The organism is Bacillus norwichensis (genome assembly GCF_014836955.1).
GTDB classification, from domain to species: domain Bacteria; phylum Bacillota; class Bacilli; order Bacillales; family Bacillaceae_C; genus Siminovitchia; species Siminovitchia norwichensis.
Genome location: NZ_JACSPV010000040.1, coordinates 1 through 21,672 on the forward strand (window position 1 = coordinate 1; position 21,672 = coordinate 21,672).

The following is a 21,672-nucleotide window of genomic DNA, read 5'->3' on the forward strand; positions in this document are numbered from 1 at the left end:
CTAGCTGGCAATGGTTTAAAACCATTGTTACATCAAATTATTGACGTTCGTTTCGTTCAGTTTTCAAAGATCAAACTCGAAATCGCTCTCTCTCGAGCAGCTTTTCTATTGTATCGCGTTCGCACTTGATTGTCAACAACTTTTTTGAATTGTTTTTCATCTCGTTTGAGGCGACTTTTTAAATATATCATTTTATCATTCTATCGTCAACACTTTTTTAAAAATTATTTCTTCGATTAAAAAATAATTAAAATTAAGTATTGGCCAGTAGAAATATATTATCACCATATATTCTTTACGTCAATCCCTTCTTTTCTATTATTTCATTTTAAAAACAGTCTTCTCATTAAAAAGAAAAAACACTGTCCGAAAACAATGTTTTGATTATTGTTATTGCTGCTGTTTTATCTCTCTCAGATCCAATCAAAGACGTTAATAAATAATTTTTCTATACTTGAAGTCTCCACCCTTTTGCTTCCAGCTGTTCATAATACATCGCCGCGTAGCGGTCATTTAATGCCATCAACTCTTCATGCGTCCCGCTCTCTCGGATCGTTCCATTTTCTAGGAATAGAATTTGATCCGCATGTTGTATTGTATTCAATTTATGGGCAATGACGACAACGGTCTTTCCTTCTACTAATTTATCTACGGATTCTTTAATTTCCATTTCGTTATCAGGGTCTAGTGATGCAGTCGCTTCATCAAGCAAAATAATGGGCGCATCTTTTAAAAATGCACGCGCAAGCGAAATCCTCTGCTTCTCTCCACCCGATAAAGTCGAACCGCCTTCTCCAACGACAGTTTCATATCCATGCTCTAATTTCATAATAAATTCATGACAATTGGCACGTCGGCAAGCTTGCTCTACTTCTTCTAACGTGGCGTTAGGCTTACCAATAATAATGTTTTGAAGTATTGTATCATTCAACACATATACATTTTGGAACATAATACTTATCTTTTCCAACAAGGCGTCTGGTTTAATCTCTTGAATATTCTCCCCACCAATGCGGATTGTACCGCCGTCGATATCCCAAAAGCGCGCTAATACATTCAGAATCGTACTTTTTCCTGATCCTGATGGGCCGATTAATGCAGTCATCGTATTCTGCAGCATAGTAAAGGACATATCCTGCAACACTGACTGGCCTTTTTCATATGCAAACTGTACATGATCAAATTCAATTTCGTAATGCGGGAAGTCTGCGGTCTCTTTTGTATAAGACGCTGTATCCATTTTATAGAGCGACACAATATGGTCAATCGTTACAGATAATACTTTATACTCCGTATACAACACGCTAAACGGGCGAAATAAAGTCGAGACCCCTAACGAAATGATAACGAAGATTACCATCGTTTCCACTTGAATCTCGCCAGCCAACAACATATATGAACCTGCAATAAAAATAATCGGTACAATGAAGTCAATGATAATGAAAAATATAAAGTTAAGCGGTACTAACTTAACTTCAAGTCGAATACTTTCATCACGATAACGCTTGAATGACTCATTTAACCTTCCAAAAGCCACTCCCGTTTGATTATACGAGCGGAAAATGCGAATCCCATCAATATATTCCATCACACGTGCTAATACATCATTCACAACAACTTTTTTCTGATGCCCGCCTTTTTCACCTAATTTTCCAATCCACACGATGAGCGGCAACGATAGTACTACCAATATCAATTGAAGGAGCGCAAGCTTGGGCTCAACCACAAAGGACGCACTTAAAATGTATCCTGTAACAAAAATTACTTTGAGCATATCGCCGATCAAATGGGTAATGACACGCTCAGCATGTGTCATATCAACAGTACACGTATTAATAATGGTGCCGATACTTTCTTTTGAAAAATATCCGAGCGGCAACTCTTTCAAATGGTTGGAAATGTTAAGACGTGCATCACGGATTAACTTGGCTCCTCTTATTTGGAATAAATATTGTGAAAAACCTACTGCCAGGAGACGAATGACATAACCAATCCCAAGAATCAACATGGCAGTTTTCAATGTACCTGATGTAAATTGCCCTTCAATCAAATGAAGGAGAACATAATATACACTGCCGAAGATGCTTGCTGTCCCGAATGTATCCAAAATAGTTAACAGAATCGGAAAGTAGAGGCGATTCAATTGTTGATTAAAGACGAGTTGCAGTTTTTGATACATTGAGATCTCCTCCTTCCTCAAATTTTGTATACGCAGCCCACATACTTCGATAACGACCAGGTTGAGCTATTAACTCTTCATCTGTTCCTTCTTCTATAATACATCCGTCCTCAAATACATAGATTCGTGTTGCATGTTGAATCGTATGCAAACGATGTGCAATAATAATCACCATCTTATCTTGCAATAAGTTGTCCAACGCTTTTTGAATTTTGCGCTCGTTTTCGACATCCGCGTGAGACGTAGCTTCATCCAAAATGATAATCGGCGCATCTTTTAAAATCGCCCTTGCAATCGCAATTCGTTGTTTTTGACCACCACTCACTTTTACGCCTGCTTCTCCTAACCTCGTACCATACCCTTTTGGCAAGGATTCAATAAACTCATGAATTTCTGCGGCCTTGCATGCATGCTCTATCTCTTCTTTCGAATAATCGCCGCCCATTGAAACGTTATTCCACATAGTGTCATCCATTAAAAATGTATCTTGAAAAACAAAAGCAATATTGTCCATTAGTGATCGTTGATCCATCTCTTGTAGCCTCGTATTATTTATATAAATAGCACCTTCTTCAATATCAAAAAAACGCGCGGCTAATTCAGCTGCCGTTGACTTTCCCGCACCAGAAGGCCCAACAAATGCAATAGTTTCTCCACGTTTAACCTGAAGTGAAATATTTCGTAGGACATATTGTTCATCATACTTAAAAGATACATTATCAAACCGGAATGATTGAACCTCTTCCTTTCTCAATTTAACATTTCCTACTGTTTGGGCAGGTGTTGACCAAATCAACTTCAGTCGCGACACCCCTTCTAATATCATTGATAATCCTCTTCCCAAATCGAGCAACTGTTTCAGAGTAGATAAAAATGTCATACTCAATATAAGGAATAATAAATACGCACTTACATCTAATGTACCTTGAAGGACACGATATCCCCCTACAGGAATAACAAATAATGGTGCTGCATCAGTCATCACAATGAATAATGAATAAAGAAATGATTGTTCTTTTGTCATCTTGATCCACATTTTTTCATAATTCAAAATGGCTTGACGCAGTTTTTGAAAAGAGGCTCCTGTCATATTGAATGCTTTAAAGACGGCCATCCCCCGAATGTATTCAATAAAAGAAGAGTTCATCTCAACCAAATGACGATGATAGAGCTTCATGTTTTCTTTAACATTTCGGAACATTAACATTTGGGTCCCATAACTTAAAATCAGAGGCAAAAGCAATACTAAACTCAACTTCCAGTCCACTGTTAATAGGTAGATAAAAATAACAACTGGTGCAATAAATGCAGCTGATAAATCAGGCAATTGATGTGCCAATGAATTTTCTACTTTTTCAATGTCCTCATTAATTGTTTTTTTCAAATCACCTGATGTCGTTTTTGTAAAGTAACCTAGTGGCAGTTTCCCTAGATGCGCTACCGTTTTAGCACGCAATTGGTATAAAACATTGTAAGCAGCAATATGTGAGTACACCCCTGACAAACCTAAGAATAAAAATCGCAAGAGAATGAGCCCTGCAACGATGAATGCCCATGATTTCACTTCTTGGAGACGAGGATTAGGTTGTAATAATTCATTTAAAATAAAGTACGCCACTAAAAATGGCGCATACGTCAATATCGTACTTAGCGCGCTAAATATGACTGCCGCTAACAGTTTACCGCGCTCGCCTTTCGTTTCGCCCCATAAAAATGCGAAATTCGTTTGCTCTTTCATCTCCAACTCCCCTTTTTCATAACCTACCTCCTTTATAATTGAAAATAATTATTAGTCGCCACTCTAAAAAAATAAAAACAATCCAAAAAGACCTTTTCAAAAGTATTTTGCTTTTGAAAAGGTCTTTTACTTAATGAGTTGAACCCATAAAATGCTTTTTGCGATAACTTTAGGGAGTCTCTGCATTTATTTTTTTAAAAACATGTATGAATTTACTTGGGTTATCATATCCGACATTACAAGCAATCTCTGTCACTGAGGCAAAGGTTTCAATGAGCTGACGCGATGCTTCCTCCATACGTTTTTTTGAATGTACTGATAAGCCGTCATTTGATAATGGCGTTTAAAATAATTTTGTAAATCTCCTACATTTTATAGTTTAGGAGGATTCATGAAGATTTACGTACTAGGAACAGAACAATTTGGAAAAATGCAATATCCACAATCTATGATTGACCAAATTGTAGGCTTTGCCTATTCGCCATTTTTTGTTTTAACTGGAATGCTCGTTACCTTTTTAGCAGCCTGGACTGGGTGTTATGTAGCAGCAGCCCTGCTCAAAAAACATTTTGTGAAAGCTGGATACATTCAATTTAAGGGGTAAAATCATGTAAAAAAGGGTGACGATACTTTCTTCTATAATGAAGAGGTGTCTCACCGTACTGTTTTTTAAATACTGTTGCAAACTTGCTTGGATTATCATAACCAACTTTGATTGAAATGTCTGTGATGCTTTGGTCTGTTGTAAGTAACGCATCCATCGCGGCTTCCATTCGTCTTTTTTGAATATATCGGTAAACTGTACAACCATAGCTTTGTTTAAATTGTTTTTGAAGCGCCATCGGTGGAATATTAAATTCTTTCGCCAATTGATTCACTTGCAGTCGTGAGTCGTAGGATGCATTTATTTTTTCTTTTACTTTTCGTATGCGGGCATCAGGGCAAAAAGGAATCTCTTCCCCCAACTCCTCATTCACACAATGAGATAAAAATTCCAAAGCTTTTGATTTCAATAGGAAATGATTCATCACATTTTCCTCATACGGCACCATAAGCTGATTTGTAATGGAACGATGGATAGGGGAGCTTTTTCTCGAATAAACGCGTACATTTGTCCTAAACAACCGCTCCAATAATTGCACCCAACTTTGACTGCTTGAAATTCCATTCGTCAACAAGTCCATATTTAAATACAGTCCAATACCGTCTGCTTGTTTACAACGAAGATCATAGTACTTCAGAGGCTTTGACCAACTAAAATAAACGAGCTGCTGATTATCGCATTTCGTCCATTCATCCGCTGGACCATAGCGTACATATAGCTCACCTTTGGCAAGTGACGTAATCTCAATCATATTCTTTTGGTGATAAGGCAATGATTCTGCTAGTCTTTCATGCGTGCATTGACGGAATATCGCTAGTTCAATTCCAGGCTCTAAAACATAGCGTTCAAGCGTTCCCTCACCATAACGAGGTGAATATTCGTATATCTCACCTAACCATACATCGCGTATTTTTTGAATGTATACACTTTCGAGCGTTTCATAGCTCCGATTTAAAATATCATTCGTCAAGTGAAACATCCTTTCTAAATCAAATGCGCCTTGGCGTATTTGCGCCCAGATTTTATCAAGCTCTGCTCAATAAAATTCCTTTAAAAATCTGTGGCATCCGTCGGAGGCTTTGACTTTATTCAGCTGGGATTTTCCCCCACACTGAATGGAACATCCATATGCACTCATCTCACCACTTATAGAAGTGGGAGATTTCTGCTGATGAATTTAAACTTTGCGATCCGATTGGATTATTTCAAAATTAATGGAGTAGTTAATAGTAATGATAATCGTTATCATTTGGTTTAGCAATAGAAGAAAAGGAGCTAAACATGATGAAAGCTAAGAAACTACTTGCAAAAGATTTCATTACGATTGGTCTATATACGATTTTGATCTTTATCCTTCAAACCATTGTCAATATGATTATGACTCCATTCACGGCCGTCGCAATGCCCTATATTTCTGGCACGAGCCTTTTCGTTACGAGTTTAGTGTATATGTTGATGGCGATCCGCGTTGGTAAAGGTGGCACGTTATTTTTTATGGCGATTGTTCAAGGTCTCATTTATACGCTTATGGGGGCACCACTAATGCTGCCATTCTTCGCTATTGCCGGTTTACTTGGGGAGCTTACACTTATCAAGGGAAATGGTTCGCAGTACCGCAATGTCTCACGCCAAGGATTGGCATTCGGTTTATACGGTGCTATTTATGGAACAGGTGGCTTGATGAACATTTATCTCTTCGGGAGGGAAAGTTTAGATAAAATGCAATTTTCACCTGAAACAATTGATCGAATGGTGAATTATGCTTATTCGCCAATATGGCTTTCCATCGGAATTGCCTTTTCCTTCATGATGGCGATGATTGGTTGTCATTTATCAAAGAAATTACTCAACAAACATTTCATCAAATCAGGTTATATTCAATATCACTAACACACTTCCGACATCCTCTCTCTTTCCATAAAGAGACTTTGCGAAGGAATCATTAGGAGAATTTTTATGTTTGATGTTCGTTTACAGTTTGGTTTGTTACTCATTTGTGGATGTTTGGCAATTTTCGTCAATGAGACAAGCTCACTTGTCTTGGCTGCGACTGCCATCCTTCTACTCGTCTGTCAAAATCAATACCAATTAGGAATTAATTGGTTTTTCATGTACTGCGTTTTCTTACTTGCAAGGTACCTTATTACAAATTATTTGAGCGATACATTTTTGAATGTCTTTTTATTAATGTTATTAATTGCACTTAAAACCTTACCGACAATCATCATCGCTTCTGGCTTAGCAAAAGTCCCTTCTGGGAAACTCATTGCAAGCCTGCAAAAATTGAAGGTCCCTGAAAGTATTCTGCTTACTTTTACTGTAGCATTGCGATTTTTTCCAATTTTGCGCGCAGAATCTAAAATAATCGGTGAAAACGCGAAGGTTCGAGGTATTTCATTCAAGCAATCCAAGAACTGGCGACATCCTCTGCAAATGTTCGAGTATTCAATGGTTCCACTTCTCATGCGAACCATTCGATTAGCAGATGATTTAAGCGCTTCTGCAACAACACGAGGTATTGACGCTCCTTGTAAAAAAACAAGTCATTATGAAATTGCTTTTCAACCAAAGGATGCTGTTGGATTGGCAGCAGGACTTGGAATGCTTAGTACATTGTGGATTGTCTAGGGAGAATAACTATGATTACACTTGAAAATGTTCAATTTGACTATCAACCAGGAAAGACTCTTTTACAAAATATTAATCTCCATATCGAAAAAGGTGAATGTGTTTGTATTACAGGTCCATCTGGTTCTGGCAAAACGACACTTGGCCGCATCATTAACGGGCTAATTCCTCATTTTTATGATGGACATGTTACAGGGAGTGTAGCAATCGACGGACAAACGACACAAGCTTTGCCCATTTGGGAATGGAGCAAAAAGATTGGCAGCGTCTTTCAAGATCCGAAGTCACAATTTTTTACGTCCATTGTTCAAGACGAGTTGGTCTTTGAACTGGAAAACTACGGAATTGAACGTTCGCTTATTCAACAGCGCTTGAAGGAAGTGATTGACCAAGCAAACTTACAGCCGATCCGTTACCAACATGTCATGAGTCTATCCAGTGGTCAAAAGCAAAAAGTAGCCATCGCGGCTACTCAGCTCATTGAGCCGCCTATCTTTGTTATGGATGAACCCTCTGCCAACCTTGATTTGCCGGCTACACAAATGCTTCAAGATGAGCTTGTATCATTGAAAAGACAAGGTAAAACGATTGTTGTTATCGAACATCGGCTCTACTACCTTATGGACATAGTGGATCGCATCATTTATATGGAAAATGGTCAAATTACAAAAGTTTTCACACCTACTGAACTGCGAAGGATGCCCTATCATCACATTCAGCAACTTGGGCTGCGCTTGCCTTCTCTTCAAGCAGGTGAGATGAACACCTGGACACTCCCAGAGCCGAAACCCAAAATAAGAATAGACAATCTCTCGGTGCGCCACTCTAAATCTAAAAGCTTTGTATTGAAAAATGTAAGTCTCACCTTAAATACACACGAGGTAACTGCACTGATTGGTAAAAATGGTGCTGGTAAAACATCGCTTGCCCGTACATTAATCGGACTTACAAAGGAAAAATCCGGGAAAATTTTTGTAGATAACCGCGTGCTACATCGTAAACAGCGGATGAATCATATTTGGTTTGTTATGCAGGATACAGTCTATCAGCTGTTTACTGACAGTGTTTGGAACGAAGTAATGCTACATCAACAAGGTAACGAAAAAGAGGCTTCCCGTCTGCTGAATAAACTTGATTTATGGGATCTAAAAGACCACCACCCCGCTACATTATCAGGGGGTGAAAAGCAACGACTCGTCCTTGCCATCGGCTTAATGCAAAAGGCCACTGTCTTCATATTAGACGAACCAACAACAGGACTAGATGGAAAGAATCTCCAACGCATTATTGACATGATTCATCAGCTGAGCCGACGCCCCTGCTGCGTCTTTGTCATTACACATGATCACGAGCTTGTCGCAGGAGCATGTCAGCGAGTCCTCAAACTTGAAGATGGATCAATTACAAAAGACATAGCAACAAACGAACTAAACTTTCAAGACATTGTTCACTTAATGGAAGAATTATAAAAAAGGGAGATTCGTCAATTAACGAATCTCTTTTCATATGCGTGAATAATCCTCAAACACGAACAGATAAAAGATATTTATATACATTTATTTTTTTCTTGGAATGGGATTACTGATTACAACAACAGGCTTTGGACGAATGGCATATGTCGTATTCTACCATTCATGCAAACCGACCTCGGTTTGACAACGACAAAAGCTGGCATGCTTCGCACGTATTTATACGCAATGACTATTTGGCATACTATGAAAAAATCACAAATTTAGTAATCTATCAAAACCTTCTTCATTATTTTCAAATGATAGAGGTCCCCAACCACAATTTCACGGAAATTGACAGCTCGTGCAACGGAAATTGTTGAGCTATATCAATTCCTACAATGAGGCGACGATCAGAAACCCTTTTAATAAGTTGATTTTGTTTATCTTGTATTATCAAATGCGCCTTGGCGTATTTGCGCCCAGATTTTATGAGCTCCGCTCGATAAATTTAATCTGAAAATCTGTGGCATCCGCCCAAGGCGTTAACGTTATTCAGCCGGGGTTTGAATCCCCACTGAATGGATACCAATATGCATTCATCTCACCACTTACTGAAGTGGGAGACTTTTGCTGAATGAAGTTAAACTTCATAGTAGAGCTTCCTCCTGTAATTTGAGTGTTAGAGTGCTATCTATTCTCATCTTACTGAGGAGCTCTATTTTTATCAAAGCCCCAATTTAACAGGAATCCTATGATGACATTCCCCATCAGTATGGTTTATTGATTTTTACCCAACAGCAAGAAAAGCCGTCCCGCAAACAAAAGCATGACAATCGCCCCTTTCTATTATGTGTGATGAGTTACAATTAGAGTCACAATGCTTTGTGTTGATAAATAAATTGACTTACCATCCAAGAAATAAAATACAGACCAATAGCAATTCCTGCACCACTAAGGTAAAGAGTCGCTGTGGACAAACTTGTAAGAAACTCTGTAATAGCTGTGAAATGTTTTGCTAAGAATTGGACAATCGGAGGCAGAATCAATGCTGAGACTATAAACCCGATTAAAACCGCCATTCCTATATAACCAGGTTTTAATATATAAAATAACGGAAAAGCTAAAGCCACAAATACGAAGAACAGACCAGCAGCAATGGCTATATCCCTTATCATATAGTCATAATTAAATAAATATAGAATAATACCAGCTACACCAATTGATAAAATCATATAGACAATTGCTCCAATATATTTTGCAGCAACAATCTCTTTTCGTGTATACGGTAAAGAATTAAGAAGAATATTTGATTCTACCCGTTCATCATATATGTATCCATTTATCGGTATATAAGTACTAGCTATCAAAAAAATGAAGGCTGGGCTCATATGCTTGCCAAAAAGAGCAAAGAAAATAATAAATGGAATAAACAGTAAAATTTGTGATTTTTGTATAATGACATCTTTTTTTATCAAATTAAACATGTTGATGACTCGCTCCTTTCACATAAAACATAATATCCTCCAGGGAAGCTTCTTCAATAGAGACACGATCCCCAAATAGCTCCTTCACTTTCTTTACATCATCTGTCAGAGCTTGAAATCCAGTAGAAGAATGCTCTACCTTTATAAAACTCTTTTCTGTATCACGATTGATTAAATCTGTACTTCCCTTGACTAAAGCATAACGCTCCCGCACTTCGTCTATAGAATCATTGAAAAGAATTTTTCCCTTTTGAATGAATGTAATATAATTAGCAATATGATCTAAATCACTAGTGATATGTGTGGAAAAGAAAAGTGTTCTCTTTCCATCCCTCATAATATCTTTTAAAATATCTAACAGTTCTCTCCGGAAAACTGGATCTAGTCCGGCTGTAGGCTCATCCATCATAATAAATTCGGCATCATGAGATAAAGCCATTGCCAGAGAAACTTTCATCAGCATCCCTTTCGAAAACGTTTTAACTGCTTTATTTAGTGGTAGTTCAAACTTCTTGACATAATCATAAAATTGCTCGTCACTCCAATTTTTATAACTTGGTGCAACAATTTGGCGAATATCCTTTATGTTTAAGCTTTCATAAAACACATTACTATCGTATACAAATCCTATGCGCTCCTTAATCTCTTTCTCATGTCTTGCATAATCTAATCCAAATACTTTTATTTCACCTGCATCTGCTTGTAAAAGATTCATTATTAACTTCATTGTTGTCGATTTTCCTGCTCCATTTGCCCCGATAAACCCAGTCACATAGCCTTGCTTAATTTGTAGATTGATACTTTCTAGGGAAAAACCTTGAAATCGCTTCGTTACGCCTTTGAACTCCACTATATTTTCCATACTACCATTCCTCACATAAAATAGTTTTCAGTAATTGTTTCGCTGCAAATCGGCTCTATCAAATGCTCTTTGCGCATTTGCGCCCAGATTGTATCAAGCTCCGCTCGTTCAATTTCCTCTGAAATTCCGTGGCATCCGCCGAAGGTTTTAACGTTATTCAGCCAGGATTTCCCCCCACAGAATGGAATACCTATATGCTTTCATCTCACCACTTACAAAAGTGATAGGCTTCTTCTGAATGAAATTAAAACAAGCTATTCTTTCTGTCACCAACCCTATTCCTTTTATAATTTCAAATACTCCATCTCAATACAGCGCATAGTATATAATAACATTATATACTATATAAACACTATACACATTATTGAAACATGATTTTATCATTTTATCAACCATTTCCTTATCTTTCTTGATAAGCAAAAAGAGAGACCTTAACGAAATGTTTAAGATCTCTCCCGGAATATTCAATAGTAAAATTCTTTCAGTCTTCTTAATTTACTTTGTTCCTATCATAAGTTTATGTATTAAATAAATATATCATTGGTATCTTTTGTAATAAAATGGCCCTATTACTTTACCTACGTGCTCCTTTCACATAAAACATAATTTCTTCTAAGGAAGCATTCTCAATCACAACATGATTACCAAAGACTCCTTTTACTTTTTTCACATCATTTGTTAAAGCTTGAAATCCGCTTTGGGATCGATCTATTTTAATAAAATTCTCTTCCGTATCTCGGTCAAGCAAATCGATACTACCTTTCACCAAAGCATACCGCTCCTGCAGTTCGTCAATGGATTGATTAAAGAGAACTTCCCCTTTATCAACCAGTACAATGTAGTCCGCAAAACGATCCAAGTCGCTTGTAATATGCGTTGAAAAGAAAATACTCCTTTTTTCATCTACCATTACTTCTTGAAAAATGTCTAATAACTCTCTGCGAAAAGTCGGGTCTAATCCCGCTGTAGGCTCATCCATTATGATTAATTCCGCATCATGAGATAAAGCAATCGCTAAAGATGCCTTCATCTGCATGCCTTTAGAAAACTTTTTAATCGGTTTATTCATAGGCAGCTCAAATTGATCAGTATAAGCTTTGAATTGATTATTATTCCAGCGTTGATAAGCTGGCCCAACGATTCTGGTAATATCCTTCAGGCTCAATGATTCATAAAATATATTGTTATCGTAAACAAAGCCTATGCGTTCTTTTATTTCTTTCTCATGACTCGCATAGTCCAATCCAAATACGTTCACTTCTCCTTTATCCGGCTGTAAAAGATTCATTATCAGCTTTATTATGGTTGATTTTCCCGCTCCATTTGCTCCAATAAATCCTGTTACAAATCCTTGTTTTATTTCTAAATCCAGATTTTCTAAAGAGAATGCCTTAAACGCTTTAGAAACACTACGGAATTCTATCACATTTTCCAACCCAATCACTCCTCGTACAACAACTTTAACAATTCCTGCAGTTCTTCATAAGATAGTCCAATTTCTCGACTATTGAAGATAACCGCACTTAATTGCTCTTCGATGACTCTTAACTTTTTCTCACGAATGACATCTAAATTTTGTTCTGCTACAAACGAACCTTTCCCAACAATCGAATAGATAAATCCTGATTTCTCCAATTCTTCATATGCCCGTTTCGTGGTAATTACACTTATTTTTAAATCCTTAGCCAGCTGTCTCATGGAAGGCAATGTGGCTCCTTCCTCCAGTTCTCCTGATAAGATTGACGTTTGAATTTGCTTCACAATCTGCTCATAAATTGGCTCTTTCGAACTGTTTGATATAATAATTTGCATGCCGATACCTCTTTTTTATCATTGTATATCTCTATTATACACAGTATAGAAAGGGTTGAATAATTTCATCAAGATAAGCTTCATGTCTTTTTATAAAGAAGCAAGGTCATTATATTCTACTCAGAAACCTTTTTGGGATAATTAAATATGATGTGTCACAATCAATAAAGTCCTAAAAACCCTATGTTACTTAGGTTATTAGGAAACTGTTATCATTATAAATAATTTCCACTCGAAAAATTTCCTTTGAGCATCTGTGGCATCTGCGGAAGGCTTTAACTTTATTCAGCCGAGGTTTGCCCCTTCCATGCATTCATCTCACCACTTACAGAGATGGGAGACTGCTTCGGAATGAGGTTAAAAAAAGGTGCCCCCATCTAAATCGGGGCACCTTTTTGAATATCAGTTTTTTCCTTTACTTCTTATTCTCGTCCAAATGCTTTCGTTTGAATTTTCTTCTTATCAAGGAAATCTTCTATTTTTTTCTGTTCCTTTCCATTGACCACACCACTTTTATCAATGAGTGATCCAACGTCTATTTCGGAAAAATTTCCTTCACTTACGTTATCGAGCATTTGATTTAATTCTTGAATATACTCATTTGAAGCTGTAATATAACGACTAATTCTCTCAGACTCTTCTTGATAGCCTTCAGGCAAGGTATTGTTTAAAATATAGTTAGAGAAATTTTCATCATTCTCTTTTATAAGCTTATTTATTCCGTGAAATTTCTCTAATTCACTTTTATTTAATTCCTCATCTGCATCGAGGATTTCCTCGAATGGATAAATAGCATTATCTAGCTCTTCACTGCTGTCTAAGTATGTTTTAATGCTTAACTTCATTTCCTCTTCCTCAATTGTACTATTGTTTTTTTCAGAAGTGAAAATAGTACTAGGGATTTCTATGTTCGTTGTAAGAGGAGTTTCATCTTCTTCTGTAGTGTCAATATTTTCTTCCCCAGAACATGCACTCAATACAAAAATAATGAAGATGCTATAAAAAATTTTTCTCATAATTAATTTCTCTCCCTTGAAATAGGGATGTTCCATTTCATATGTTTCAGGAATAATCTAACCAAGGGTTTCCTGATATAATATCCCAATATTATTAATAAAGAACCTAAGGTAAGGCCTTTTATGACCTGAAAAATTTCCGTTGCTCCAATTGTATCAAATCCATTAACAAAGCCCATTACAATTAAGATAACTGGAGATAGAATCATAATGGGTACAGCAATTATATAAGCCAATATAATGGGGATACATAATAGCAGCATAAATAAACTCACTATAATGATGATGCAATTTACAATACTTAATCTCATAATTGACAACAGTGCTGTAAACATCTCTTTTATGCTTTTATTCTCTTCTACTTTATCAATAGAATAAACAGCGTTTAATTCTTTGGCAATCTTTTCAGGCTCTCCTAACTCTTTAGATATTTCCTCCTCACTTTTATTCTCATTGCTTCCATCAGCAAAATGCATATAATATTCTTCTATAATATCTTCTTTTTCCTTTTCAGACATATGCTTTAAATTGCTTTCCAATAATTTCAAAAAACTATTCTTATTCAATTGTATCATACTCCTTGACAAAGCAATTCCATTCACATTTTTAAAGTGTTAGGTTTTAGTCTTATTGCTTTTCTGTACGATCCTTCTTTCAATTTTGATAACTGGCAAGATAACTTTTTCAAACGCGCCTTGGCTTATGAGCGCCCCGATTTTATCGAAGGGGATCCGCTCGATACATTTCCTCTGAAAATCTATGGTATCCGTCTGAGGCATTTACTTTATAAAAAATTATTCGTCACACTACAATTTTGTCATACTTTTCGACGGATTACACCGTGAATCAATTTGCGGGTTACCGCAAAACACTTGTACGAATTGCCCGCAAAAGCTATAGGCCTGATAACCCTTTTGATACCAATCAGGCTTTCATAATCGGCGAGCTCTTAAGATATTACACTTTAAAAAATACGAATATTTAATGATTTTGATCTGGATTTCCCCATACCGAAATACACATTACGGATAACCGCAATGTTTATTTCGGTAAAGAATGAGATAGGTAGATTAAAATATAACTTAGAGAAAGAATTTGCCAAATAGCAGGGAGCAATTTGAGTGATAATAATTAGATACCGCTGTACCCTGAAATATGGAAAAACTAATACACCTTCCGAAGCGCTGTTGAGTGCCTATTTCTCTTTACTATTTGCCAAATAATTACCTGCAACTTTGTTTAGAAAATAAGTGTAACCCACTTGCCATTGCTCTAGCATACTTCTATGGAAATCGTCAACGATAAAAAGCTCTGTCTGATTTAGAAAATCTTGAGGTGTTGATGGATGACCTTTTTTCTCCAAAAAAGATAGGTGTTCTTGTACACGCTCCAAGATTTTGGGAGCATTTACAGAAAAGCCTTCTTGTAAGAACCTAATCATATCTTCATTAAATGACTGTGCTTCCATAGCAGAATCGTTCATTGATTCCACACTAATTGTTTGAGTTGATAAATCAAAATCATATTCTTTTTTCAAATGCTCTTTTTGGTCTTTTAAAGCTTCTTGCCATTCCCCTTCCGTTTTAAAACCTTTAAACATTTTTTCCATATCTAAATCAACTCCTTCTTTAACACTTCTAATAGAAGTATTGATAGTATTAATCAACCCCTTAAATCGATCGATTTTTTGTTCTAATAAATATTTTTGCTGTATCAACGTATTTTCTCTGTCAATTTCTCCGTCCAGTAACTTTTTAATTTCTTTGAGAGGGATATCCAGTTCCCTGTAAAAAAGGATTTGCTGGAGTCGTTCTATACCTTTTTTTCCGTATCAACGATAGCCGACTTCTGTCGTTTGCTCTGGTATCAAAAGACCTATTTTGTGATAATGGTGCAGTGTCTTTACTGTTGTATGAGCTAGCTTTGCAACTTCGTGAACGGTGTACATTTCCTTCCCTCCTTTCCATGTTCTTTATACTAAAATATCCTCTAAGGTAAGAGTCAACATGTTCATTTAACTTTTTCTTTGAACTTCGCACATAAATTTGCAAGACTTTAGCAAGCAATGATTCAATATAGATTGTGACGATTTAACTACCCGGTCAACTGCATTTATTTGTGATATATCAAGAAAATTTATTCCTTATTTTTCAGAAAGAGCGTGAAGGGAGTGAAGTGGGAGCGTGTTTTTTCATGCTGGATATTCCAAATGACTAACCAAGTACTTCTTATTCTGCATGTTAACATGGCTGAAAATGAAAGTCTTTACGATGGATAGTACGAAGTTATTAAGAAAAACATGAAAAGAATCAGCGAAGAATGCCTGAGCACCAATCATGTTTTCAGAAATTATACAGGGGGATTTTTTCACTATCAGACTATTTGGAGCGATCTCGACCAAGTGGGACGATAAACAGCATGTGGCATCCGTTCAAATCCTACGCCTGTAATTTTCAAAAAAATTATTGAAATCTACATATAGACGAAACGTATGCCACCGCTGAAAGCCCCTTAATTGAACAGCACTTTTTTATGCTCCAAATCCTCCATCAACTGCAATGCATGTTCCTGTAATAAATCGCCCACCTTCCCCTGCTAGGAAAGAAACCATTCCTGCAATATCCTTTCCTTCTCCAAAATGGTCCAATGCCAACAATTTTATTTTTTCCTCTGCATTCGGACTATCAACTGGGTTCATATCAGTATTTGTCGAGCCAGGATCCACAATGTTGACTGTTATTTGACGAGATCCTACATCACGCGCAAGTCCTTTCGTAAACCCAATTAAAGCTGATTTGCTCATCGCATAAAGGCTGATACCTGGCTTAGGAACATGATGAGCAAAACAAGAGCCTATCGAAATAATTCGTCCACCTGCCCCTAAGTATTTTAACGCTGCTTGTGAAGCTAAAAAAACGCCTCGGACATTCACTGCGAGTGTACGATCCAGTTCTTGCAATGTGACATCATCAAGTGGGCCCGCTGGAAAAATCCCTGCATTATTGACTAAAATATCAAGCTGATTAAATTCAGCTACGGTTTGTTCAACTGCTTCCATGATTTCTTTTGGATCACCACTATCTGCTCGGATAGCAAATCCCCGCTGCCCTAGATCTGTAATTTCTGACAATACCTCTTGCGCTTTGTCCTCCGAATTAACATAGGTGGATGCAACATGCGCGCCTTCCTGTACGAGCTTTTTTACAATTGCAGCTCCAATGCCTCGACTTCCACCAGTAACCAATGCGACTTTATTTTTCAATGTCATTTTGTCTCCTCCTTTGATTACTACTACTTTATAGTCATTATGGAGAGCAAAATTCATCTTGAAAAGTACTCATTAATTTCATACTTAGTATGGTAAAAGGTACAAATTAAGCCCCGTCAGGTGTAGAAGTTTCAACTTTTTATAAAATGATCCATACAACACAAAGTTATAGGCAGATTCATTACTTTTTGTTAGTTTTCTTTAGTATGATTAAAGTATTAAGTACGAGTGATAACTGTCATAGGAGGTATCTAATTGGGCCAGCCTACAACACAAGGAATTCTCACAACCCTTCAGGCAATTGGTGGTAAATGGAAGCCCCTTATTTTATTTATTCTTTTAGAAGATGGAACAAAACGATTTGGAGAATTGAGACGTTTAATGCCCGAAATAACTCAAGGTGTATTAACCCAACAACTTAGAGAATTGGAAAAAGATAAGCTCGTGGATCGTGTTGTTTATCAGGAAATTCCACCGAGAGTGGAATATTCTTTGTCCACACATGGGAAAACTTTAAAACATGTATTAACAAATATGTGTGCATGGGGTTTCACGCATGAGGAATTTATAGAAAGAAATAAAAACTCTGCGGATGATATGTAAGTAAATAACACCTGCTCTGAAGGCTATTATATTTGGTGACCTGGACTAATTTAATCCCTCTAGTAATCTTCTCTTTCAAGCATATATTTTGTGTCATATATCTTGCCGTTTCACTTTATCGCTTCCATATTATATGTTTGCTAATCATTTAACTTAAATACTAGAGTAGATGTACTGCAAATTATCATAAGAAGTAATTGGAAGAGCATTGTTAATTAGGTTATGGAAAAAGCGAATAAAAAGATTTGATTGATTTCTGAGAAGGCGCCTCACATTTGGGGTAACAATACTTCCGACTACCGAACAACCAGATCTTAATTTAATTCAATATGTTCAATATTCCGAATAGAAAACGCAACAATAACAAGAGCAATTACTGCCAAGGCCAGCGGAATATAAATAATATTAGCCAATGAGAAATTCGGACCCATCGATTGACTTGTCACACTAACGATGAAAAGTGAAGAAATAATCGTTGCTGGTGTCGAATATTTTCTCATCCCGAAATATAGCGGTACGAGTGCTGCTACTGTAGTCGTCAGGCTAAACATGATTATTTTTATTATTCCTGTCAATAAATCGCTTGAAGTTAAACTTATTGTAGAAGTAAAGTGAAAGATTTGATTTAACCCAATAAAACCAATCATCACCACTATATGAGAAATTGTCATTGCTATGAATATTATACAAACGATAAGAATTAATTTTGCGCTAAGGATTTTTTTACGATTGATTGGGTAGGAAAACATAATGTGAATCGTTCGATTCTTAAACTCCTGAATAATCATTTTTGAAATAAGTACTGCGGCAAATACGATAAAAACACCTCTAACACTTGCTCCACTTATCGTTAAAATTCCTGTCACATCTTTCATCATTTCGGTGCCTTCGCTTTTTTCAATTACAGAAATCATACATAATAAACCCAGAATCAATATATTTGCAAGAATAGCACCTTTGACAAACCATCCTAACTTATTCTTTTTTATTTCAAGTTTTATTAAATGAAACAAAATAATCGACTCCTTGACTTATCAAATGCGCCTTGGCCTATTTGCTCCAGATTTTATCGGGCTTAAGCTCGATAAATTTCCTCAGAAAATCTGTGGCATCCGCCGGAGGCTTTAACTTTATTCAGCTGGGGTTTGAACCCCTACTGAATGGATTACCAATATGCATTTATCTCAACGCTTACAGAAGTGAAAGACTTCTTGAATGAAGTTAATATGTTACCATTGATCCTTGTTCTCTTTAGCCAAAAGTTAACAAGTAGCCTGATCTAACTCAACTTTTTTTATAAAATACTCTTCTAATGTTGTCCGTTTTTTATCAATAGACTCAATATTGATATCTTCAAGTATTAATGTCTTAGAAATGGAAGATTGAGGCACTTCTGTAGCATAGATGCGAATGGTTTGATCATCAACCACCTTAAAGTTATTAATACCTAATTTATCATGCAGCACCATAGCCGCTTTTCTTTGATTGCTCGTCACCAATTCTATGTACTCTGTATTACTTGCCTTTATCGAATCCATAGACGCCTCCTCCATCAGTTTACCGTCTTTAATGACACCGATTGTGTCTGCAATCTGCTCAATCTCACCAATAATGTGGCTGGAAAGTAGCAAGGTCATACCGTATTCTTGATTAAGCATCTTGAATAATTTTCTCATGGCCTTAATCCCTGCAGGATCTAGCCCATTAATGGGCTCATCTAGAATCAAGAATTCCGGCTTTGTGATGATCGCTCTGGCAACACAAAGACGCTGTCTCATCCCTAGTGAAAGGTCTTTTGGCAGTTTATTCTCAACATTTTCAAGCCCAACCCGATCCAAAGCATCACGAATCGCCTGCTTGTTATGGTATCCCATATAAGCACAATGCAGCTCTAAATTTTCGCGCGCAGTCATTTTCTCATAAAAAATCGGGTATTCGATCATACTGCCTATTCTCTTCAAGTAATCGAAAGAATCATGTTCGAGTGGTTTTCCGAAGATGGTAATCTCGCCATGTGATGGCTTAATCATATTAGTTAACATCTTCATTATTGTTGATTTACCTGAACCATTCGGTCCAAGAAATCCATAAATCTCACCTTGTCTAATATTCATCGTTACATTCGATACAGCATTATGCCCTTGGAAAGTTTTTGTTACATTTCTTGTCTGTACAACATAGTCCATGATGCCCCTCCTTGTTTTCTAACTGGTTTCAGTTTAGCAAGCGGCCCTTGCTTTTTTCTGTCTTAATTCTTACGAAAATCTTAAGAAAACTGTGAGCTACTTATTAAGTCGTTTCAAAGAAAATGTAAATGACGTTTTTTCAAATGGAATGGATTGTATGGAAATGTCTCCTTGCATTTCTTCAACCAGTCTTTTTGTAATAGTTAAACCTAGACCACTTCCCTGGAAGGATTTATTTCTTGATTCTTCAAGCGTGAACATACGTTCAAATACACGCTCCTGCTCAGTTTCAATAATTCCTTTTCCTTTATCGGAAACCTCGACATAGACCCTCGTTTCATCATGAAACACCTTTAAACCGATCATCTTGCCATCCGCACCATAGCGAAGACTATTTGAAATCAAGTTATTTAATACCCGGTTTAAAGCTTCCTCATTGCCGAGAGCAAAAACGGGATTTTCTGGTATCTCAATGACCACTTCCAACCCTTTGATTTGGATCCATTCATAGAACAATAGGATATTATTTTTACAAATCTCAGTTAGATTAACTTTTTCAAGCGGAATACCTTTATCACCGGATTCTAACTTAGCCAAGTCAAAAAATGTATTCATTAACGTAATGAGTTCTAATGTTTTACTTTGTACTTGTTGCAGCAAACGGACTCTTTCTTGTTCATTAATGTGAGGCTGATTCTGAAGCATTTCAATATAGCCTGCGATCACTGTTAGCGGTGTTTTAAGATCATGGGAGACATTCGCCAGCATCCGTTTCATAGAGGCTTTCATTTTTTTATACTGACGTACATTTTCTTGATAATCATCGACCATTTGATTTAACTGATCTAGCATCTCGATAAGTTGCCTATCATCTGTGACGATGAGAATTCTCTCACTTGATTGTGAGGCTTTCATCTGTCCAAGTTTATTTGTTATATAAGCGAGATTCTTGTTTCTTGCCTTCTTTGATTGATATTGATAGATTATACAAATAAGAAGGGCAATTATGACACAGCTTAATATAGTAGTAGTCATTTAAAAATCTCCCAGCTTGTACCCGATCCCCCATATTGTTTTGATATAGGCTGGTTTCGATGGGGTATCCTCGATTTTTTCTCTTAGTCGGCTTATGTGAACATTAATAATATTTTCATCACCATAGTAATCGTCCTCCCAGACGGAACGATAAATCTGCTCTTTTGTAAAAACTTTCTTTTGATTTTCAAAGAACAAACAAAGAATCTTCCATTCCTTTGATGTTAAGTTGATCTCAATGCCGTTCTTTGTCACACAATGACTCTCGGTGTCCAATTCAATCTCATGAACTTTGATTATTGTTGTATTTCGTTCTATTTGAGGAACTATGTACTGCGTGGATCTTCTTATAGCTGCTTTCACTCTTGCCACAAGCTCAACCATTGAAAATGGTTTAGTGATATAATCATCTGCTCCTAAACCTAGTCCTAGGGCTTTATCTACTTCGCTATCTTTTGCTGACATAATAATGACGGGAATGTAACTCTTAGTCCGCACCATTTGAAGAAAGTCCATACCATTTAACTTTGGCAACATTAGGTCTAATAAAACCAAGTCATAATGCTCATGCTGAAAGGCATTCACAGCTTCCTCTCCATCAAAAACACATTTAACATGAAAAGCCTCATTATTTAAATATGTTTTTACCATATTACTAATAGCCGGATCGTCTTCAACAAGTAAAATAGTTTTCTGCATCCAAAAGCAACGCCTTTCCTGTAATACTATCAAATGCACCTTGACGATTTGCGCCCAGATGTTATCGAACTTAAGCTCGATAAATTCCCTCTGAAAATCTGTGTCAT

Annotated in this window: 21 protein-coding genes and 2 pseudogenes; 5 read left to right on the forward strand and 18 right to left on the reverse strand. The window is 36.7% G+C overall.

Annotated elements, in window-relative coordinates; genetic code table 11:
* Positions 1-448: 448 nt before the first annotated feature.
* The 3 genes from H9631_RS17505 to H9631_RS22920 form a co-directional block, all read right to left on the reverse strand.
* Positions 449-2,179, reverse strand: coding sequence for an ABC transporter ATP-binding protein (locus H9631_RS17505; RefSeq protein ID WP_191815090.1), 1,731 nt, complete (start codon positions 2,177-2,179; stop codon positions 449-451).
* On the reverse strand, positions 2,151-3,917 hold the full coding sequence (locus tag H9631_RS17510; RefSeq protein ID WP_191815092.1) for an ABC transporter ATP-binding protein: 1,767 nt from the start codon (positions 3,915-3,917) through the stop codon (positions 2,151-2,153). Before H9631_RS17510 ends, H9631_RS17505 begins: the two co-directional genes overlap by 29 nt.
* Positions 3,918-4,086: 169 nt before the next feature.
* Positions 4,087-4,215 carry a helix-turn-helix domain-containing protein gene (locus tag H9631_RS22920; protein WP_191815094.1) on the reverse strand — a complete coding sequence of 43 codons (129 nt, stop codon included), beginning with the start codon at positions 4,213-4,215 and terminating at the stop codon, positions 4,087-4,089.
* An 81-nt stretch (positions 4,216-4,296) separates the two neighbouring features.
* Between H9631_RS22920 and H9631_RS17520 the strand changes: the two are divergent.
* A pseudogene (locus H9631_RS17520) lies at positions 4,297-4,521 on the forward strand (MptD family putative ECF transporter S component); the annotation flags it as partial.
* Here the strand turns inward: H9631_RS17520 and H9631_RS17525 are convergent.
* The gene (locus H9631_RS17525; protein ID WP_191815097.1) at positions 4,511-5,491 is read right to left on the reverse strand and encodes an AraC family transcriptional regulator; all 981 of its coding nucleotides are present in this window, start codon (positions 5,489-5,491) and stop codon (positions 4,511-4,513) included. The pseudogene H9631_RS17520 and the gene H9631_RS17525 overlap by 11 nt on opposite strands.
* A 314-nt stretch (positions 5,492-5,805) precedes the next feature.
* Here H9631_RS17525 and H9631_RS17530 point away from each other — a divergent pair, with 314 nt between their 5' ends.
* The 3 genes from H9631_RS17530 (at position 5,806) to H9631_RS17540 (ending at position 8,618) form a co-directional block, all read left to right on the forward strand.
* Positions 5,806-6,411, forward strand: a complete 606-nt coding sequence (locus tag H9631_RS17530; RefSeq protein ID WP_191815099.1) for an MptD family putative ECF transporter S component — start codon at positions 5,806-5,808, stop codon at positions 6,409-6,411.
* A 66-nt stretch (positions 6,412-6,477) separates the two neighbouring features.
* Complete coding sequence (locus H9631_RS17535; RefSeq protein WP_191815101.1) at positions 6,478-7,149, forward strand: energy-coupling factor transporter transmembrane component T; 672 nt, start codon at positions 6,478-6,480, stop codon at positions 7,147-7,149.
* A gap of 11 nt (positions 7,150-7,160) precedes the next feature.
* A complete protein-coding gene (locus tag H9631_RS17540) occupies positions 7,161-8,618 on the forward strand; it encodes an ABC transporter ATP-binding protein (protein ID WP_191815103.1) in 1,458 nt (485 codons plus the stop codon).
* A 264-nt stretch (positions 8,619-8,882) separates the two neighbouring features.
* Here H9631_RS17540 and H9631_RS22450 read toward each other — a convergent pair.
* The 10 genes and pseudogenes from H9631_RS22450 to H9631_RS17585 all read right to left on the reverse strand — a co-directional run.
* Positions 8,883-9,057 (reverse strand): annotated as a pseudogene (locus H9631_RS22450) (IS110 family transposase); the annotation flags it as partial.
* 415 nt (positions 9,058-9,472) lie between these two features.
* A complete protein-coding gene (locus H9631_RS17545) occupies positions 9,473-10,084 on the reverse strand; it encodes an ABC-2 transporter permease (protein ID WP_191815105.1) in 612 nt (203 codons plus the stop codon).
* Positions 10,077-10,946, reverse strand: coding sequence for an ABC transporter ATP-binding protein (locus H9631_RS17550; RefSeq protein WP_191815107.1), 870 nt, complete (start codon positions 10,944-10,946; stop codon positions 10,077-10,079). Before H9631_RS17550 ends, H9631_RS17545 begins: the two co-directional genes overlap by 8 nt.
* A gap of 574 nt (positions 10,947-11,520) precedes the next feature.
* Positions 11,521-12,381 carry an ABC transporter ATP-binding protein gene (locus H9631_RS17555; protein ID WP_191815109.1) on the reverse strand — a complete coding sequence of 287 codons (861 nt, stop codon included), beginning with the start codon at positions 12,379-12,381 and terminating at the stop codon, positions 11,521-11,523.
* Positions 12,382-12,386: 5 nt separating this feature from the next.
* Entirely contained in the window at positions 12,387-12,758 is a 372-nt protein-coding gene (locus H9631_RS17560) for a GntR family transcriptional regulator (RefSeq protein ID WP_191815111.1), read from the reverse strand.
* A 422-nt stretch (positions 12,759-13,180) separates the two neighbouring features.
* A complete protein-coding gene (locus tag H9631_RS17565; protein ID WP_191815113.1) occupies positions 13,181-13,774 on the reverse strand; it encodes an NDxxF motif lipoprotein in 594 nt (197 codons plus the stop codon).
* Positions 13,775-13,776: 2 nt separating this feature from the next.
* A complete protein-coding gene (locus H9631_RS17570) occupies positions 13,777-14,349 on the reverse strand; it encodes an HAAS signaling domain-containing protein (protein ID WP_191815115.1) in 573 nt (190 codons plus the stop codon).
* Positions 14,350-14,969: 620 nt separating this feature from the next.
* Entirely contained in the window at positions 14,970-15,590 is a 621-nt protein-coding gene (locus tag H9631_RS17575) for a MerR family DNA-binding protein (RefSeq protein WP_404801755.1), read from the reverse strand.
* Between the two features lie 15 nt (positions 15,591-15,605).
* Complete coding sequence (locus H9631_RS17580; RefSeq protein WP_191815119.1) at positions 15,606-15,722, reverse strand: MerR family DNA-binding transcriptional regulator; 117 nt, start codon at positions 15,720-15,722, stop codon at positions 15,606-15,608.
* Positions 15,723-16,304: 582 nt separating this feature from the next.
* On the reverse strand, positions 16,305-17,042 hold the full coding sequence (locus tag H9631_RS17585; protein ID WP_191815121.1) for a 3-oxoacyl-ACP reductase family protein: 738 nt from the start codon (positions 17,040-17,042) through the stop codon (positions 16,305-16,307).
* Positions 17,043-17,297: 255 nt separating this feature from the next.
* On the opposite strand from H9631_RS17585, the gene H9631_RS17590 reads away from it, so the two are divergent.
* The gene (locus tag H9631_RS17590; RefSeq protein WP_191815123.1) at positions 17,298-17,645 is read left to right on the forward strand and encodes a winged helix-turn-helix transcriptional regulator; all 348 of its coding nucleotides are present in this window, start codon (positions 17,298-17,300) and stop codon (positions 17,643-17,645) included.
* 314 nt (positions 17,646-17,959) lie between these two features.
* Here the strand turns inward: H9631_RS17590 and H9631_RS17595 are convergent, their stop codons facing one another.
* The 4 genes from H9631_RS17595 to H9631_RS17610 all read right to left on the reverse strand — a co-directional run bounded on the left by H9631_RS17595 (position 17,960) and on the right by H9631_RS17610 (position 21,565).
* A complete protein-coding gene (locus H9631_RS17595) occupies positions 17,960-18,658 on the reverse strand; it encodes an ABC transporter permease (RefSeq protein ID WP_191815125.1) in 699 nt (232 codons plus the stop codon).
* 249 nt (positions 18,659-18,907) lie between these two features.
* Entirely contained in the window at positions 18,908-19,831 is a 924-nt protein-coding gene (locus H9631_RS17600) for an ABC transporter ATP-binding protein (protein WP_191815127.1), read from the reverse strand.
* A 96-nt stretch (positions 19,832-19,927) separates the two neighbouring features.
* Positions 19,928-20,866, reverse strand: coding sequence for a sensor histidine kinase (locus tag H9631_RS17605; RefSeq protein ID WP_191815129.1), 939 nt, complete (start codon positions 20,864-20,866; stop codon positions 19,928-19,930).
* Positions 20,867-21,565: a response regulator transcription factor gene (locus H9631_RS17610; protein WP_191815131.1), complete on the reverse strand. Its 699-nt coding sequence runs from the start codon at positions 21,563-21,565 to the stop codon at positions 20,867-20,869.
* Between the last annotated feature and the right edge of the window lie 107 nt (positions 21,566-21,672).

Bases quoted from the DNA above. Each gene is read 5' to 3' on its own strand.
- H9631_RS17505 (WP_191815090.1), bottom strand. From the start codon at position 2,179: ATGTATCAAAAACTGCAACTCGTCTTTAATCAACAATTGAATCGCCTC.
- H9631_RS17510 (WP_191815092.1), bottom strand. From the start codon at position 3,917: ATGAAAGAGCAAACGAATTTCGCATTTTTATGGGGCGAAACGAAAGGC.
- H9631_RS22920 (WP_191815094.1), bottom strand. From the start codon at position 4,215: ATGGAGGAAGCATCGCGTCAGCTCATTGAAACCTTTGCCTCAGTGACA.
- H9631_RS17530 (WP_191815099.1), top strand. From the start codon at position 5,806: ATGAAAGCTAAGAAACTACTTGCAAAAGATTTCATTACGATTGGTCTA.
- H9631_RS17535 (WP_191815101.1), top strand. From the start codon at position 6,478: ATGTTTGATGTTCGTTTACAGTTTGGTTTGTTACTCATTTGTGGATGT.
- H9631_RS17540 (WP_191815103.1), top strand. From the start codon at position 7,161: ATGATTACACTTGAAAATGTTCAATTTGACTATCAACCAGGAAAGACT.
- H9631_RS17545 (WP_191815105.1), bottom strand. From the start codon at position 10,084: ATGTTTAATTTGATAAAAAAAGATGTCATTATACAAAAATCACAAATT.
- H9631_RS17550 (WP_191815107.1), bottom strand. From the start codon at position 10,946: ATGGAAAATATAGTGGAGTTCAAAGGCGTAACGAAGCGATTTCAAGGT.
- H9631_RS17560 (WP_191815111.1), bottom strand. From the start codon at position 12,758: ATGCAAATTATTATATCAAACAGTTCGAAAGAGCCAATTTATGAGCAG.
- H9631_RS17565 (WP_191815113.1), bottom strand. From the start codon at position 13,774: ATGAGAAAAATTTTTTATAGCATCTTCATTATTTTTGTATTGAGTGCA.
- H9631_RS17570 (WP_191815115.1), bottom strand. From the start codon at position 14,349: ATGATACAATTGAATAAGAATAGTTTTTTGAAATTATTGGAAAGCAAT.
- H9631_RS17580 (WP_191815119.1), bottom strand. From the start codon at position 15,722: ATGTACACCGTTCACGAAGTTGCAAAGCTAGCTCATACAACAGTAAAG.
- H9631_RS17585 (WP_191815121.1), bottom strand. From the start codon at position 17,042: ATGACATTGAAAAATAAAGTCGCATTGGTTACTGGTGGAAGTCGAGGC.
- H9631_RS17600 (WP_191815127.1), bottom strand. From the start codon at position 19,831: ATGGACTATGTTGTACAGACAAGAAATGTAACAAAAACTTTCCAAGGG.
- H9631_RS17605 (WP_191815129.1), bottom strand. From the start codon at position 20,866: ATGACTACTACTATATTAAGCTGTGTCATAATTGCCCTTCTTATTTGT.
- H9631_RS17610 (WP_191815131.1), bottom strand. From the start codon at position 21,565: ATGCAGAAAACTATTTTACTTGTTGAAGACGATCCGGCTATTAGTAAT.